The organism is Phocaeicola sp. ICN-14070 (assembly GCF_037892625.1).
In the GTDB taxonomy this organism is placed as follows: domain Bacteria; phylum Bacteroidota; class Bacteroidia; order Bacteroidales; family Bacteroidaceae; genus Phocaeicola; species Phocaeicola plebeius.
The window spans coordinates 42,370-58,221 of sequence record NZ_JBBKBF010000017.1 but is presented as its reverse complement, the minus strand read 5'-3'; the positions used below and the strand labels follow the sequence as shown (position 1 = coordinate 58,221).

Below are 15,852 nucleotides of genomic sequence, written 5' to 3'. Positions count from 1 at the left end.
TTTTTATTTCTTTTTGCTTGCTGATAAAGTGAAAAGGGATTGGTGGAAATGAAAAATGTCATTCTGGAAATTTCTTTCCGGAATGACATTCTATTATGTAATGTAAAGAAAGGTTATTTAGCGATTCTTGTACATATTCTCGTAGTAGTTCTGATATTCTCCGCTGGTTACATTTTTCACCCATTTCTGGTTGTCAAGATACCATCGGATTGTTTTTACAATACCATCTTCAAATTTTGTTTCAGGTGTCCATCCGAGCTCGCGGGTGATTTTGGTCGGGTCAATGGCATAACGCTGGTCATGTCCGAGTCTGTCCTTGACAAAAGTAATCAGCGAATCGTTAATCCAGTCAATGCTGATTTGTCCGTCAGGAGTCATTTCCTTCTTTTTAAGTATATTCCGGTATTCCGGTTGCTCGGTCATTATTTGATGAATGGTTGCAATGGTCAGTTTAACGATTTCAATATTCTGTTTTTCGTTATGACCTCCTACATTATAAATTTCACCATCCTTTCCGTTATGGATAATCATGTCGATAGCTTTACAATGATCTTCCACGTAGAGCCAGTCGCGTACGTTGGTACCGTCTCCATATACAGGCAGACGTTTTCCTTCCAGAATGTTCTTGATAATGAGAGGAATCAGTTTTTCAGGGAAATGGTATGGTCCGTAGTTGTTGGAGCAGCGGCTGATAGTGACAGGCATTTTATAGGTGTCACGGTAAGCCATTACGATTAAATCAGCACTGGTTTTTGAGGCGCTGTACGGACTGTGCGGACAAAGCGGAGTTTCTTCGGTGAAATATCCTTCTGTCCCTAAAGAACCATATACTTCATCAGTAGAAACCTGGTGGAATCGAACGCCTTTTTTCCAGGTAGGATAGCCGTTTTCATCTTTTCCTGTGACCCATGCACGACGGGCTGCATCCAGTAGGTTCTGTGTTCCCAAAATGTTGGTCTGTAAGAATAATTGCGGATTTTCGATGCTGCGGTCCACATGACTTTCAGCTGCAAAGTTTACGATGTAATCAAACTTGTAGTCAGCAAATAACTGGTCGGCCAAATTACGGTCACAGATATTTCCTTTTACAAAGAAGCAACGTTCGTTGTCGATGTCCTGTGAGATTGTTTCCAGGTTCCCGGCATATGTCAAAGCGTCGAGAATTACAATCTTGATGTCGTCATGTTTGCCCAGAATATATTTTATATAATTGGCTCCGATGAATCCGGCAGCTCCAGTAACTAGATAAGTTTTCATATAGAGTTTTATTTTGAATGCAAATTTCGGAAAGTTTTTTGGATGTGACAAGACTTTTTTGTTTTAATCATTCAATTCAATTACCTCCAGGTCAGAGAAATTTCCGTTTTCTATGTTGAATCGTACAAGTGTGCGTACCCGATGAAAACCATATTTTCCGGCAGCTCCCGGGTTGATATTGAGTAACCCCAGGTTGCGGTCGTATTTAACTTTTAGAATGTGTGAATGGCCACTGATAAACAGCTTTGGGGGATGTATCATAAGTGTTTCCCGAATGGAAGAATCATACTTTCCAGGATAACCTCCGATGTGTTTGATGAGTATGTCGGTACCTTCCAGTTGGAAACGGTTGATTTCTGGGAAGCGTATACGCAAGTCTTGTCCGTCGATGTTGCCATAGACAGCTCTCAGTGGACGAAAATCCGCCAGACGTTCGGCTACCTCCAATGAACCGATGTCGCCGGCATGCCATATTTCGTCACAATTTTCGAAATATTTCAGGTAACGTTTGTCCCAGTAGCTGTGGGTATCCGATAAGAGTCCGATTCTTTTCATTTTTCTTTTGCTTTTGTCCGGCAAAGATACTACATTTGAAAAAACCTTGAATGATTTCAGTATATGGAAAAACACTATAATTATTTCAACCGAGATATAAGCTGGTTGTCATTTAATCACCGCGTATTGCTGGAGGCAGATGATGATACGCTTCCTCTGTTCGAAAGAATTAATTTCATAGCTATTTATTCGTCGAATCTTGAAGAGTTTTATCAGGTTCGTGTGGCGGAACATAAAGCGGTAGCATCTGGAGGTAAGAGTGAAGACATGACTGTGGAGGAAGCTCATAATCTGATTCGGCAGATTACGGATACGGTGAACCGTCAGTTGGAAGACCGTGTACGCATCTATGAAGAAAAGATTCTTCCGGCATTACGACGTAATCATGTGGTGTTTTACCAGAGTAAAAGCGAGGTGGAGGATTTTCATAAGGAGTTTGTGCATCGCTTTTTTATGGAAGAAGTGTTTCCCTACATTCAGCCGGTGAAAATCGATCCGGATAATGTGCGCTTTTTCTTGAGGGACAGACGTTTGTATCTGGCTGTAAGGGTATGGAAAGATGCGCAGGAGAAGCCGGAATATTATATTATAAAAATGCCTTATAGTAAGGTGCCCCGCTTTGTGCAGCTTCCTTCGCATGAGGGATATTATTACCTCATGTTTCTGGAGGATATAATTAAGGCCAATTTGAAAGAGGTGTTTATTGGCTACAAGGTAGAATGCAGTTATTGTTGTAAGATTTCACGTGATGCTGATGTGTTTGTAGATGATGTACCTGCTGAGAGCATGGTGGAAAAATTGAAGGAGAAGGTGAAGAAACGTAAGATTGGGGCCATCTGCCGTTTTGTGTATGACCGGAAAATGCCGGATGATTTTCTGGATGCCCTGGTAGAAGCGCTGGGAATTAACCGGGAAGAGCTTGTGCCGGGTGATAAGCATCTGAATCTGGAAGACTTGGCGTCCCTTCCCAATCCGAATCCAGATATTCCGGCCATCGTCAAGCCGCAGCCGATGTTCTTGCCCGGGATGAACGAAAAACACTTTATGTATCGCCGGATAGCCAAACGGGATATGCTGCTTTATTATCCGTATCACAGTTTTGAACATTTCATTCATTTTCTGTATGAAGCCGTTCACGATCCATTTTGTCGTGAAATCATGATTACGCAGTATCGTGTGGCGGAACATTCGGAAGTGATTAATGCCTTGATTGCTGCCGCACGAAACGGGAAACATGTCACGGTGTTTGTGGAACTGAAAGCCCGTTTTGATGAAGAGAATAACCTAGCTACGGCCGAATTGATGCGGAAGGCGGGGATTGACATTATATTCAGCATTCCGGGACTGAAAGTACATGCCAAGGTTGCATTGATTCTCCGGAAGAATGACAAGGGAGAACGGTTAAGAAGCTACGCGTATGTCAGTACGGGTAATTTTAATGAGAAGACAGCAAAAATTTATGCAGACATAGCTTTGTATACTTGCAACAAGCAGATAGTGGACGACATGTGTACCCTGTTTAAGGTCTTGCGGAAAGAAGTGACAGAGCCTCGTTTCAAACGCCTGTTGATAGCACGGTTCAATCTGCTTCCGGAATTAAAAGCTCTGATTCAACAGGAAATTGATTTTGTAAAAGAAGGAAAGCCTGGTCGGATTATTTTGAAGATGAATGCCTTGCAGGATACGGCTATGATAGATGAGCTGTATCGTGCCAGTGAGGCAGGGGTGCAGATTGATTTGATTGTAAGAGGAATCTGCTGTCTGGTTCCGGGAGAATCGTTTAGTCGGAATATTCGGGTTACCCGTATCGTGGATAGTTTTTTGGAGCATGCCCGCGTGTGGTACTTTGGGAATGGAGGTGATCCGTTAGTTTTTATCGGTTCGCCCGACTGGATGCGTCGTAATTTGTATCGTCGTATCGAGGCGGTAACTCCTATTCTCGACGGCAGACTTCGTCGGGAATTGACAGACATGCTGGAACTCCAGTTATCGGCCAATCGGAAAGCATGTTGGGTAGATAATCAGTTGCGGAATATCTTTAAAAGAAAACCGGGTAACGATGATGTGCGCGCGCAGTACGATTTTTATGAATATTTGAAAAACAAGTTGGCTGAGAACTAATCAGCCGACTTGTTTTTGTTTTCTGATATAAGCAGTAATTTGTCTCCTGGTTTCAATTCCATTTGTCCGTTGGGAATCAGGAACTCACTGCCACGTTTCACGAGCATAACCAACGTTCCTTTGGGAATCTGCATTTCGGCCAGTCTGTTTTTATTTTCCAGCATTTCGGCTGTCAGGGTGAGGTCATTCAGGCGGGTGTCGATTTCTTCCGGCAGTTCCACTCCAAATTCATTCCCTTCTTTAGGTGCGGGCAAGTCCAGCTGCAGGATTTTTGCCGCCTTTGTAATGGTCATCCCCTGAATGACCAAAGACAGAAGCGTGATGAAGAATACAATGTTGAACAATTGCTGCGAACCTTCAATCTGTGCCAATACCGGATAAGTCGCAAAAATGATGGGGGTAGCTCCTCTCAGTCCCACCCACGAAACAAACAGTCTGCCTTTATTCGTAATGTTACGGAAAGGTAGCAGGCAGAGGAATACGCTGAGCGGACGGGCAACGAGAATCATAAACACACCAATCAGTAAGGCTACCGCTGCGATATCGAGCATTTCGTGTGGGTTGACCAGTAGTCCTAAAGTAAGGAACATGATAATTTGGAAAAGCCAGGTCAGTCCGCTCATAAAGGTATTGATTTCTTTTCGGAAAGCCAGTCGGGTGTTTCCAAGAATGACTCCCATGATGTAGACAGCCAGATAGGCATTTCCTTTCAGCAGGTCCGTAATGGTGAAGGTAATGAATACCAGGCTCAACAAGAGGATTGAGTAAAGCGAACTGTTGGACAGGTTGATGCGGTTTATCAGCCATACGCTGAATCGTCCCATGGCGTAACCGATGACTCCACCGAAGAAGAACTGCACGAGCAGGTCTTTGGTAATCAGTAGAAAATCAGGATTACTTCCACTTGAAATCACTTGTATCAGTACGATGGTCAGCATGTAGGCCATCGGGTCGTTACTTCCACTCTCCAATTCTAGCATGGGGCGTAGATTCTGTTTCAAGTTCATGCGCTGGGAGCGGAGTAGGTTGAACACAGAAGCAGAGTCTGTAGACGACATGGTAGCGGCAAGCAGCAAGGAACTAAGCAGGGTTAATTCTATGTTGGTTCGGTTCCAGTCGGAAATATAGAATATAAATATACCGGTCAGCAAGGTTGTAAGCAATACACCGGCAGTTGACAGTACAATACCGGGAGTAAGGATGGGTTTGATTTCGTTGTATTTGGTATCCATACCTCCGGAAAACAGGATAATACTTAGTGCCATCATTCCAATGAATTGCGCGTCTGAAGCACTGTTGAATTGCAGTCCGAGTCCGTCACTGCCAAAACACATTCCTACTATCAGGAAAAGTAGAAGAGTGGGAATACCAAACCGGTATCCGGTTTTACTGATGAGAATGCTGGAAAAAATAAGGATGGAGCCAATCATCAGTATGTTTTCAGCTGTAAAAATCATGATTATGTAATAATAAATAAAGTAATGTGAATGTTGTATATGTATTATAATGTTCAAAGGTAAGAAAATGTTTGGCAGGCAAATGCTTTTTGTAAAGATTTTTGTGAATCTATTGTCTCTTCTGTAGTACTTTTTCAGTATGTACTTGCTAAAAGTGGAAAATTCTACGACAAATTCTCTGTTTCACACTGTGAAATACAAAAACCATAGTGTGGGATACATATTTCACACTGTGGGATATAAATCTCGCACTGTGAAACAGAGAACTTTTTCCTACGTTTTGTAGAATGTATGAGGAGAAAATTAGGAATATGTAGGGCAATTTATACTTGTTTGTGGAATGGTACTATAATTCTATAGAAATTTATTTTTGTTTTCAAGGAAAAATGTATATTTGCAATGTTTTGTTCCGTATTGATTTCCGGTTTGGCGAAATCGCGGATGAAAAGGGAATCGGGTGAAAGTCCCGGACAGTCCCGCTGCTGTAAGCTCCAGACATTTACGTTTGTCTACCCTCTGCAAGGCCACTGTCTTTTAAATGAAGATGGGAAGGCAAGACAAACGGGAGTAAGTCAGAAGACCTGCAAAACAAAGTCATGCTTGCATTCTCGAGGAAAGAATGGCAAGAACGTGCGTAATGTAGAATTACAATTAAAACTTAAATGAACAGATTGAAGAAACTGGCTATTACTGTCGGCTGTCGCTTTCTTATAGCTATGTGTCTTTGCTTGTTTGCAGGTGTAGATATTATTTATGCCCAACATGCGGACTCTGATAGTATTACAGGAAAGGTGCACCAGATTCCGGATGTGACGGTGAGTGGGAAGAAGACGATGAATAAAATATCTTCAGTTGTTCCCGTGCAGCGTTTGGGAAAAGACATGATGGAAGATCTGGGTATTCAGAATATGGCAGATGCGGTAAGGCGTTTTGCAGGCACTGATGTGCGTGATTATGGAGGTACGGGAGGATTGAAAACAGTTTCCGTTCGAAATATGGGAGCTGCCCATACTGCAATTAGTTATGATGGAGTTGCGGTAAGCAATTGTCAGGCTGGACAGATAGATATAGGGCGTTTTTCTTTAGACAACGTAGAGTCTTTATCGTTAAGTGTAGGTCAGAATGAAGATATGCTTCAGTCTGCCAGACTGTATGCTTCGGCTGGAGTCTTGAATATTGAAACATCTCGTCCCGAGTTTCTGGAGGATAGAAAATGGCAATTGTTGTTTCAGGTAAAAAGCGGTTCTTTTGGACTGGTTAATCCTTATTTTCGATATGGACAACAGCTAGGCGAAAAGACGGTCTTGTCTGTTGACGGAGACTATTTACGTTCGGATGGACAGTATCCTTTTTTGCTGAAAAATGGGAAATATACTCAGACAGAGAAAAGAACGAATTCGGAAGTGGATTCCTGGCATACGGAATGGAATCTTGTTCATGAATTTAAGGAAGATAAAAAATTGAATGTTAAGGCATACTATTATCAGTCAGAACGTGGATTACCGGGAGCTGTGATTTTGTATAATCCTGTTTCAAATGAACGCCTTTGGGATAAGAATGCTTTTGTGCAAGCAAAATATCAGGATAAAATAGCTGAGAAATGGTCATTACAGGCATTGGCTAAATACAATTATGCCTGGAATAAATACCAGGATAAGGGGGCACAATATGAGGGGGGAGTTTCCACAGATCATTATACCCAGCATGAATATTATGCCTCAGGAGCTGTTTTGTATCGACCGTTTCAGGGCTTTTCCGTATCATTGGCTCAAGATTTAGCAGTGAATACACTGGATAGCAATTTACCGGATTGTCCGTTTCCCACTCGTGTGACTTCTTTGACAGCCTTACATGCTCGCTATCAATTGGATGGTGTGCAAATGGATGCTTCCTTGATAAATACATATATAAAGGAACATGTGGAGAGTGGAGAAAAGCCGGATGATTTGAAGAAATTATCCCCTTCTTTTTCGGTGAATTGGAAACCTTTCAGTGAACAAGATTTCTTTTTAAGGGCTATGTATAAAAGTACTTTTCGTACCCCAACCTTTAACGACTTGTATTATTATCGTTTAGGAAATCGTTCTCTTCGTCCGGAAAAAGCAAAGGAATATAACATAGGCGTAACGTGGGGGGCCAAAAGGAACTCTGTATGGGACTATTTGACATTTACAGGAGATGTGTACTTCAATCAGGTAACAGACAAGATAGTGGCTTTTCCTTCTACTTATGTATGGAGAATGGCGAATTATGGGAAAACTCATATATGGGGAGTGGATATTACTCTTTCTATGGGTATTCCTTTAGGTGAATTGTTTAAAGCATATGTATCAGGAAGTTATACATGGCAAAAGGCTGTTGATTTGACTGACCCGAATGCTAAAAATTATAAGGATCAATTGCCTTATACGCCAGAACATAATGGGAACGGTTCCGTCATTTTGGAAACTCCATGGGTAAAATTAGGATATAGTTTGATTGGAGTCGGAAAAAGATATTACTTCTCACAGAATATTCCAGAGAATGAGATTGAAGGATATGTGGAACAAACGCTAACTCTTTCTCGGCAATTTTCATTTAAGACCTGTCGTTTAAGACTACAGGCAGATTTAATTAATTTCATGAATGAGCAATATGAGGTAATAAAGTATTATCCAATGCCAGGGCGTTCATGGAAAATAACAGCTGCTATTCATTTTTAAATTTAAATATTTATGCAATTTAGAAAATTATTTTTCAGTTTGTGCTGCATGGTGACATTAGGAGCGTCACTGGTAGCTTGTAGCGAAGATGAAGAGTTATTTGATGACAGTGGTTCTAAGGTTACCCTTCCTACTCATCGGGCATTTATTCTGAATGAAGGTACCATGGGGTATAACAATGCAACATTGTCTTTTTATGCACCGGATAAAGATGCCGAATTTATTAATGATATTTTTTATACTCAGAATCAGGCTAAATTAGGTGATACAGGACAGTCCATGATTGAATATAATAATGACCTTTATGCAATTATTGCAGGTTCAAGATATTTGGTTCGGATGAATACGGCTGGAGTAGAGAAACAGCGCTATACAATTCCAGAATCAGAGGGAGCTCCTCGTTATTTGGCAGCTGATGACGGGTATATTTATATGACGCAATATGGTGGTCAAGTGACGAAACTGGATGCAAATACCCTGAAGGTGGTAGCTACATTTACCGGGGGAAATAACTTGGAAGGTATTGCAGAATGTGATGGCAAGTTGTACGTGGCTAATTCATATTTAAAGAATGATGCCGGGAATCAGTATCAGAAAGAGTTGTTTGTCATTAATGCAGATAACATGCAGTTAGAAACGACTTTAACTGTTGATATTAACCCGAATCAAGTGTTGGAAGAAGATGGAAAAATTTTCTTGATTTCTTGGGGAAATTATGCGGATAAAGGATATTCTGCTCAGATGATAGAGCCGCAGAATGGTAATAAGCAGACTTCGTTAGGAGTTGCTACTAATATGGCTGTAGGAGATGATATGGTGTATTTTGTAAATTCGGAAACAGATTATTCTAATTGGCCTGAAACAAGTACGAACAATACATTCTTCTCTTATAATATTAAGACTGCTACGGTAAATTCATCTTCTTTCCTGAAAAATGCACCGGCAGAACTGGCTACATCAAGTGTATACATGATGAGTGTGGATGATGAGAAGGGAGATATTTATATTGGAGTGACATTCTATTCGAACTCAAATGGTACGATGTATCGTTTTGACCGTAACGGTAACTTTGTAGAAAAGTTTGATTGTGGTGGTCAGAACCCTAAAACAATGGTTTTCATTGATTGATTTTTATGAAACAAATTTTACTATCTGCCCATATAGTAATTACAGTCTTGCTTCTCTCTGCCTGCGGCGGAGGAAGCAAGACTTCTTCCGTTCAGGAGGAAGGAGATACCCTGAAAATGAGGTATGCCACTAACTTGTCTGTGGTAAAGTTCTCTGATTATACCATGGTTTCTATCCGTAACCCATGGGATACATTGAAAATATTGCATACTTATCTGTTGACTGATAAGACTCAGCCGGTTCCGGAGAATCTGCCTGAGGGGACTGTCGTACGGGTTCCGTTGGAACGGGCTGTGGTGTATTCTGTGGTGCATGGAAGTGTGTTGAAAGAATTGGGACAGGCCAAAAGTATCAGGGGAGTCTGCAATCTGGAATATTTCAAGATGCCGGAGGTACAGAATGGATGCCGGAATGGAGAAATTGTAGATTGCGGAAACGGAATGAATCCGGATATTGAGAAAATTATCGACCTTCGTCCGGATGCTATCATGCTTTCCCCGTTTGAGAACAGCGGAGGATACGGTCGGGTAGGAAAGTTGGGAGTACCCGTAATCGAATGTGCGGATTACATGGAAACCTCCCCGTTAGGGCGTGCAGAATGGCTGCGCTTTTACGGATTGCTGGTAGGGCAGGAACAGCGGGGAGATTCACTTTTTGCACAGATAGAAAAAGAATACCTGGCAGTAAAAGATTTGGCGGCACAGGCTACCTCCCGTCCTACGGTATTAAGTGATTTGAAGTATGGCTCTGCATGGTATATTGCCGGAGGACAGAGTACTACAGGACGCTTGTATGCAGATGCCGGAGCAGATTATGTTTTTGCAGAATTGCCGAACAGTGGTTCTGTGCCGATGGCTTTTGAAGCCGTTTTCGACAAAGGAGAACATGCCGATTTCTGGTTGATAAAATACAATCAGCCACAAGATAAGACCTATAAGGAACTTCAGAAGGACTACTCGCTTTATACTCGTTTCAAGGCATTCCGCGAACGTCGGATTTATGGATGTAACACCTATCGGATACCTTTTTATGAAGAATCCCCTTTTCATCCGGAGATATTGTTGAAAGATATGGTAAAAATATTCCATCCCGAGTTGCTTGAAGGTTATGAACCGAAATATTTTAGTAATTTAGCGGAATGATACATTCTGATAAAAAACATTACGTAATATTCGGCACCCTGGCTCTTTTGATAGCGCTTTTAGTGGTAGCCAATTTATTTTTAGGTTCGGTAGATATTCCGGCGCAGGAAGTGCTGCGTATTTTAAGTGGAGAAGAGGCTGAAAAGGCAAGCTGGACGTTTATCGTGTGGGAATCGCGTTTTCCTCAATGCATCACGGCTTTGCTTTGTGGAGCAGCCTTGTCGGCTTCCGGACTGATGTTGCAGACGGTTTTCAGTAACCCATTGGCCGATTCTTCTATTTTAGGAATCAGTTCAGGAGCCAGCTTGGGAGTCGCACTTGTGATGCTTGCCGGAGGAGGAACCATTGCCACAGGTGTGTTTACACTTTCCGGATTTTTTTCTGTCATATTAGGTGCATTTTTGGGTGCTGTAGCTGTGTTGGCTTTGGTATTGTTTTTATCCTCTTTGATAAAAAGTAATGTAATGCTGCTCATAGCCGGTATCATGATAGGCTATATTACTTCTTCACTGATTTCTTTGTTGAATTTCTTTGCTACGGCAGAAGGAGTCCACTCGTATATGGTGTGGGGAATGGGAAACTTTGGTGGAGTTTCTTTGGAGCAGCTTCCGGCCTTTTCGTTGCTGACTGTGGTAGGCTTGTTAGTAGCAGTTATGCTTATTAAGCCTTTGAATGCCTTGCTTTTGGGGCCGCGCTATGCCGAAAATCTGGGAGTGAATATTCGCCGGGTACGTAACTTCTTATTGTTGGCTACCGGATTGCTGACTGCGGTAACGACTTCATTCTGTGGCCCTATATCTTTTATCGGTCTGGCAGTTCCTCATCTGGCTCGTTTGATGCTGGGTACCTCCAACCATAATTCGCTGATGCCTGTTACGCTGCTTGCCGGAGGAGCATTGGCATTGCTGTGTAACTTGATTTGCGTCCTTCCGGGAGAGTCGGGGGTAATACCGCTGAATGCCGTAACTCCAATCTTGGGGGCGCCGGTCATCATTTATGTCATTATCAATCAACGTCGAATTCAATACTTTAACTGATGAATCAATCGGAAATCGTGGTAGAGGGTCGTAACCTGACAATCGGTTATCAGGTAGGGAAGAAGCGGACGGAAGTACATTCCGGTCTGAATTTTCAGCTTTTTCGTGGGGAATTGACATGCCTACTGGGAGCGAATGGAGCAGGTAAATCTACCTTGCTTCGCACTTTGGCGGCTGCTCAACCGTCTTTATCTGGCGACTTGAAACTATTGGGGCGTGATTTGTCTGCCTACTCCGAACGTGAGTTGTCAAGAACCATAGGGGTCGTATTGACAGACCGTACGCAAGCAGGAGGGTTGACAGTATATGAACTGGTCGCCTTGGGACGACAGCCTTATACAGGATTTTTCGGACGTTTGGATAAGACCGACAAGCAGTTGGTAGAACATGCACTGCAAGCCGTAGAGATAGCACATAAGGCACGATGTTATATGGCTGAACTTTCTGACGGAGAACGACAGAAAGTGATGATTGCAAAAGCGCTGGTGCAGGAATGTCCGTTGATATTGTTGGATGAACCGACTGCTTTTTTAGATGTGGTAAGCCGTATTGAAATCATGAATCTTCTGCATCGTCTGGCCATAGAGGAAAAGAGGGCTATTCTTCTGTCTACTCATGATATTGAACAGGCGTTGGTTTTGTCTGATCGTCTTTGGCTTCTTTCTTCAACCGGAGGGTTGGAATGTGGCGTGACGGAAGATCTGATATTGAACAACCGGATGGATACATTGTTTGCCAATCATGCCCGGATTAAGTTTGATTTGATGCATGGTGGCTTTTCTCCTGAGGTGTCGGGGGAGAAATCTATTGTTTTAAAGGCGAAAGATGAAGTGCTACGTCATTGGGCGCAGAATGCTTTGAACCGTCATCATTATTTTTGTCTGGATACTTGTTCTTCCGCTCAGAAGCTGCCTTTACTGGATGTGCAAGCACCCGATATGCTTCTTTATACAGATGAAAACGGACGAACTACATGTTTTTCTACCTTTGAGGCATTACTTCATGATATATAATTATTAGTGAATAAGCTTATTTGAAAGATATTTGTTATTTTTGCTTGACATAGTTGAAACGAAAACAATAGATATATGATAGCCGTGATAAAAATGGCCGGCACATCTCCTGAACTGTACAGTTGCATAGCCCCGTTGGTGATGAATCCGGAAATTATTAAGTATAATCATAATTATCCCTTTAAAACCAATGAATCATTTATTTGGTTTGTGGCATTTTATGCTAATCAGGTAGTCGGTTTTTTTCCTGTAGAGGTACGGAAAAAATCTTTGGTAATCAATAACTATTATGTCAGTAATGACGATGAAGATGTTTTTGTGAGCTTATTGAAGGCTGTGGATAATGATTTCTTGGGAGAAGAAAGGGACGTGGAGGCTGTTGTTCAGAAACCTCATGAATCATATTTCCGTACACACGGATTTGAAATAGAACGTGCGTGGAGCTTGTATCTTAAAATGAGGAAGAAGCATGAAAACGAATGAAAAACCGAAAAATGTCTATGAACTGACACAAGAGCGTTTGGCTGTTCTTTTTAAAGAATTTGATAACATTTACGTGTCGTTTTCTGGAGGAAAGGACAGTGGTGTGCTGCTTAATTTATGTATTGATTATATACGTCGGCATCAACTGAATATAAAGCTTGGTGTCTTTTTTATGGATTATGAAGTGCAGTATGACCATACCATTGAGTTTGTTAATCGTATTTTGGAGAAGAATAAAGATATTCTTGATGTGTATCGGGTTTGCGTTCCTTTTAAAGTAAGGACGTGTACTTCCATGTATCAGCATTATTGGCGACCATGGGATGAGAAAGTACGAGATATTTGGGTACGAGAAATTCCTCAAAATGTGCTGAGGGCACAAGATTTTGATTTCTTTCATGAAAATATGTGGGACTATGAGTTTCAACTACGTTTTGCTGCCTGGTTGCATGAAAAGAAAAAGGCAGTACGTACAGCTTGTCTGGTTGGAATACGAACTCAAGAAAGCTATAACCGATGGCGTACCATTTACGGTGGTTTGAAGCAACAGCTTTATCACAATTATCAGTGGACTTCCAAGATTGCCAATGATGTGTATAATCTTTATCCCATTTATGATTGGAAAACGACTGATATCTGGACTGCAAATGGAAAATTCGGTTGGGATTACAATCGCCTGTATGACCTTTATTATTATGCAGGTGTGAGCTTGGAACGGCAGCGAGTGGCCAGTCCTTTTATTAGTGAGGCCATTGAGAGTTTACGCTTGTATAAAGCTATAGAGCCGGATACTTGGGGACGGATGATTGGCCGTGTGAACGGAGTTAATTTTTCTGCTATTTATGGAGGTACCCATGCGATGGGATACGGTTCTATTAAATTACCGGAGGGGCATACTTGGAAGTCCTTCATGGAATTTCTACTTTCCACACTTCCGGAGGAAACCCGAAGAGGTTATTTAAACAAGCTGCATACCAGCATTAAGTTCTGGAGAACGAAAGGTGGTTGTTTGAGTGATGAAACGATAGCAAAACTTGAAAAGCTGAATATCCCGATAACGGTAAGAAATAAAAGTAACTACAAGACGACCAAGCGTCCGGTTATGATGGAGTATTTGGATGATATTGATATTGCGGAGTTCAGGGAAATACCTACTTATAAACGTATGTGCTTGTGTATTCTTCGTAATGATTATGCATGTAAATATATGGGATTTGCCATGAACAAAGAAGAGAAAAAAATGAAAGATTATATTTTACAACAATATAAGAAGATATGGACATAGAAGAGAAAACAAGTCCGGTTTACCATGTAAAAGCCGTACCGGTGGAGAAAGTGTGTGCCAATAATTATAATCCGAATGTGGTGGCGCCCCCAGAAATGAAGTTATTGGAACTGTCAATTTGGGAAGATGGATTTACTATGCCTTGCGTATGTTATTATGACAAGGAAAAGGACAAGTATATTATTGTAGATGGGTTTCATCGTTATCAGGTGCTGAAAACCTCTCAGCGAATTTATGAACGTGAGAAAGGGATGTTGCCTGTAGTGGTAATTGATAAGGATTTGTCTAACCGTATGGGATCTACCATCCGTCATAATCGTGCGCGGGGGACTCATGATATTGGATTAATGACGAATATTGTGGCGGAACTGGCCCAGGCTGGGATGTCGGATAAATGGATTATGAAAAATATAGGAATGGATAAAGATGAATTACTTCGTTTAAAGCAGGTTTCGGGGTTGGCATCTTTGTTTGCAGACAATGATTTTTCTATCCCCACTCCCCAGTCCATTTTACCGGAGAGTGAAGAGTAAAGTTCTTTTTAGTATATAACGTAGCCTAAGATACCACTGCATACAATCAGCAGAATCGGGTTTACCTTATATCGGTTGGAAGCAATGAAGCATCCGATAAAAAGCAGGATGCTGATAATGATTTGGTACGTGTCTGTTCCGAAATTTTCCCCATTCATCAGTACGAGAGCAGCAGCTGCAAGCAGACCGACTACTCCGGGACGCAGGCCATTAAATACGGCTTCTACTGCCGGATGACGTTGATATTTCAGAAAAAAACGGCTGATAAATATCATGAGTATAAACGAAGGTAGTACCACAGAGAATGTGGCCACCGTAGAGCCTAGTATGCCGACTGCGTGTGAGTAGCCGGCATTTACCATGGCCGTGTATCCCACGTAGGTAGCAGAATTAATACCAATAGGACCAGGGGTCATCTGGCTGATAGCGATGATGTCTGTAAAGTCGGACGAACTGAGCCATTCGTAACGGGTGACTACCTCTCCTTGTATCATGGAAATCATGGCGTAACCTCCCCCGAATCCGAATAAACCTATTTTGAAAAACGTGTAGAATAGTTTCAGTAATAAAAGTACCATAGTTTATCTCCTTTTAGTTATATTTCTTTTGGTAGCGTCCATAAAGGTAACCTCCTAATCCACTGAGGATGATGACATAGATAGGCGAAAAACCGAGAAGCCATATCAGTAGTGCCGAAACCACCGGGATCCAGATATTGTATCGGTTGATACGGGCCGATTTTGCCATTTTGAAGGTAGGAGCTGCAATTAAGGCTACTACTGCGGGGCGGATGCCTTTGAACACATGTTCTACAGCTTCTACATGTTGGAATTGTCTGAAAAACAGAGCGATAGCAAGGATGATGAGAAAAGAGGGAAGTATGGTACCTAGAGCCATCCAGAAAGCTCCCCAGAATCCTTTCAGTTTATAGCCGATAAAGATGGCAATGTTGACGGCAAAGATGCCTGGTACAGTTTGTGCCAGTGCCATCAAGTCAAGAAAGTCTTCCTTTTTTATCCATTTTCGTTTGTCTACCAGGTCGGCCTCTATTAAAGGAACCATGGCATATCCTCCTCCAATGGTGAATAGACCTATTCGGAAGAAGATGAAAAATGCTCTTAAATAGAAATTCATGTTAT

14 protein-coding genes and 1 riboswitch are annotated in these 15,852 nt (G+C 41.8%); of the genes, 9 read left to right on the top strand and 5 right to left on the bottom strand.

Annotated features, from left to right (window positions below; translation table 11 throughout):
- Positions 1-117: 117 nt before the first annotated feature.
- Both rfbB and WKT20_RS07040 read right to left on the bottom strand, forming a co-directional pair.
- Positions 118-1,257: a dTDP-glucose 4,6-dehydratase gene (gene rfbB / locus WKT20_RS07045; protein WP_117700694.1), complete on the bottom strand. Its 1,140-nt coding sequence runs from the start codon at positions 1,255-1,257 to the stop codon at positions 118-120.
- Positions 1,258-1,320: 63 nt separating this feature from the next.
- Complete coding sequence (locus WKT20_RS07040) at positions 1,321-1,812, bottom strand: metallophosphoesterase family protein (protein WP_340417090.1); 492 nt, start codon at positions 1,810-1,812, stop codon at positions 1,321-1,323.
- Between the two features lie 63 nt (positions 1,813-1,875).
- Here WKT20_RS07040 and WKT20_RS07035 point away from each other — a divergent pair, with 63 nt between their 5' ends.
- A complete protein-coding gene (locus WKT20_RS07035; RefSeq protein ID WP_340417089.1) occupies positions 1,876-3,933 on the top strand; it encodes an RNA degradosome polyphosphate kinase in 2,058 nt (685 codons plus the stop codon).
- Here WKT20_RS07035 and WKT20_RS07030 read toward each other — a convergent pair.
- Positions 3,930-5,390: a potassium/proton antiporter gene (locus WKT20_RS07030; protein ID WP_117700691.1), complete on the bottom strand. Its 1,461-nt coding sequence runs from the start codon at positions 5,388-5,390 to the stop codon at positions 3,930-3,932. The genes WKT20_RS07035 and WKT20_RS07030 overlap by 4 nt on opposite strands.
- Before the next feature lie 392 nt (positions 5,391-5,782).
- A riboswitch (cobalamin riboswitch) is annotated at positions 5,783-5,993 on the top strand.
- Positions 5,994-6,052: 59 nt separating this feature from the next.
- On the opposite strand from WKT20_RS07030, the gene WKT20_RS07025 reads away from it, so the two are divergent.
- The 8 genes from WKT20_RS07025 to WKT20_RS06990 all read left to right on the top strand — a co-directional run bounded on the left by WKT20_RS07025 (position 6,053) and on the right by WKT20_RS06990 (position 14,713).
- A complete protein-coding gene (locus WKT20_RS07025; protein WP_445323268.1) occupies positions 6,053-8,092 on the top strand; it encodes a TonB-dependent receptor plug domain-containing protein in 2,040 nt (679 codons plus the stop codon).
- Between the two features lie 12 nt (positions 8,093-8,104).
- Positions 8,105-9,220 carry a DUF5074 domain-containing protein gene (locus WKT20_RS07020; protein WP_340417088.1) on the top strand — a complete coding sequence of 372 codons (1,116 nt, stop codon included), beginning with the start codon at positions 8,105-8,107 and terminating at the stop codon, positions 9,218-9,220.
- 5 nt (positions 9,221-9,225) lie between these two features.
- Complete coding sequence (locus WKT20_RS07015; RefSeq protein ID WP_340417087.1) at positions 9,226-10,362, top strand: ABC transporter substrate-binding protein; 1,137 nt, start codon at positions 9,226-9,228, stop codon at positions 10,360-10,362.
- Entirely contained in the window at positions 10,359-11,399 is a 1,041-nt protein-coding gene (locus WKT20_RS07010) for an iron ABC transporter permease (RefSeq protein WP_117700687.1), read from the top strand. The genes WKT20_RS07015 and WKT20_RS07010 overlap by 4 nt, the downstream gene beginning before the upstream one ends.
- A complete protein-coding gene (locus WKT20_RS07005) occupies positions 11,399-12,412 on the top strand; it encodes an ABC transporter ATP-binding protein (protein WP_340417086.1) in 1,014 nt (337 codons plus the stop codon). Before WKT20_RS07010 ends, WKT20_RS07005 begins: the two co-directional genes overlap by 1 nt.
- A gap of 75 nt (positions 12,413-12,487) precedes the next feature.
- Complete coding sequence (locus WKT20_RS07000; RefSeq protein WP_270653427.1) at positions 12,488-12,895, top strand: hypothetical protein; 408 nt, start codon at positions 12,488-12,490, stop codon at positions 12,893-12,895.
- The gene (locus WKT20_RS06995) at positions 12,882-14,180 is read left to right on the top strand and encodes a DUF3440 domain-containing protein (protein ID WP_007563062.1); all 1,299 of its coding nucleotides are present in this window, start codon (positions 12,882-12,884) and stop codon (positions 14,178-14,180) included. The genes WKT20_RS07000 and WKT20_RS06995 overlap by 14 nt, the downstream gene beginning before the upstream one ends.
- Positions 14,171-14,713 carry an IbrB-like domain-containing protein gene (locus WKT20_RS06990; protein WP_340417085.1) on the top strand — a complete coding sequence of 181 codons (543 nt, stop codon included), beginning with the start codon at positions 14,171-14,173 and terminating at the stop codon, positions 14,711-14,713. Before WKT20_RS06995 ends, WKT20_RS06990 begins: the two co-directional genes overlap by 10 nt.
- Positions 14,714-14,721: 8 nt before the next feature.
- Here the strand turns inward: WKT20_RS06990 and WKT20_RS06985 are convergent, their stop codons facing one another.
- A complete protein-coding gene (locus WKT20_RS06985; protein ID WP_007563058.1) occupies positions 14,722-15,291 on the bottom strand; it encodes a chromate transporter in 570 nt (189 codons plus the stop codon).
- A 13-nt stretch (positions 15,292-15,304) separates the two neighbouring features.
- Positions 15,305-15,847: a chromate transporter gene (locus WKT20_RS06980; protein ID WP_007563056.1), complete on the bottom strand. Its 543-nt coding sequence runs from the start codon at positions 15,845-15,847 to the stop codon at positions 15,305-15,307.
- Positions 15,848-15,852 lie beyond the last annotated feature (5 nt).

Excerpts from the sequence above, each read along its gene's own strand:
- rfbB (WP_117700694.1), bottom strand. The coding sequence starts at position 1,257 with ATGAAAACTTATCTAGTTACTGGAGCTGCCGGATTCATCGGAGCCAAT.
- WKT20_RS07040 (WP_340417090.1), bottom strand. The coding sequence starts at position 1,812 with ATGAAAAGAATCGGACTCTTATCGGATACCCACAGCTACTGGGACAAA.
- WKT20_RS07035 (WP_340417089.1), top strand. The coding sequence starts at position 1,876 with ATGGAAAAACACTATAATTATTTCAACCGAGATATAAGCTGGTTGTCA.
- WKT20_RS07030 (WP_117700691.1), bottom strand. The coding sequence starts at position 5,390 with ATGATTTTTACAGCTGAAAACATACTGATGATTGGCTCCATCCTTATT.
- WKT20_RS07025 (WP_445323268.1), top strand. The coding sequence starts at position 6,053 with ATGAACAGATTGAAGAAACTGGCTATTACTGTCGGCTGTCGCTTTCTT.
- WKT20_RS07020 (WP_340417088.1), top strand. The coding sequence starts at position 8,105 with ATGCAATTTAGAAAATTATTTTTCAGTTTGTGCTGCATGGTGACATTA.
- WKT20_RS07015 (WP_340417087.1), top strand. The coding sequence starts at position 9,226 with ATGAAACAAATTTTACTATCTGCCCATATAGTAATTACAGTCTTGCTT.
- WKT20_RS07010 (WP_117700687.1), top strand. The coding sequence starts at position 10,359 with ATGATACATTCTGATAAAAAACATTACGTAATATTCGGCACCCTGGCT.
- WKT20_RS07005 (WP_340417086.1), top strand. The coding sequence starts at position 11,399 with ATGAATCAATCGGAAATCGTGGTAGAGGGTCGTAACCTGACAATCGGT.
- WKT20_RS07000 (WP_270653427.1), top strand. The coding sequence starts at position 12,488 with ATGATAGCCGTGATAAAAATGGCCGGCACATCTCCTGAACTGTACAGT.
- WKT20_RS06995 (WP_007563062.1), top strand. The coding sequence starts at position 12,882 with ATGAAAACGAATGAAAAACCGAAAAATGTCTATGAACTGACACAAGAG.
- WKT20_RS06990 (WP_340417085.1), top strand. The coding sequence starts at position 14,171 with ATGGACATAGAAGAGAAAACAAGTCCGGTTTACCATGTAAAAGCCGTA.
- WKT20_RS06985 (WP_007563058.1), bottom strand. The coding sequence starts at position 15,291 with ATGGTACTTTTATTACTGAAACTATTCTACACGTTTTTCAAAATAGGT.
- WKT20_RS06980 (WP_007563056.1), bottom strand. The coding sequence starts at position 15,847 with ATGAATTTCTATTTAAGAGCATTTTTCATCTTCTTCCGAATAGGTCTA.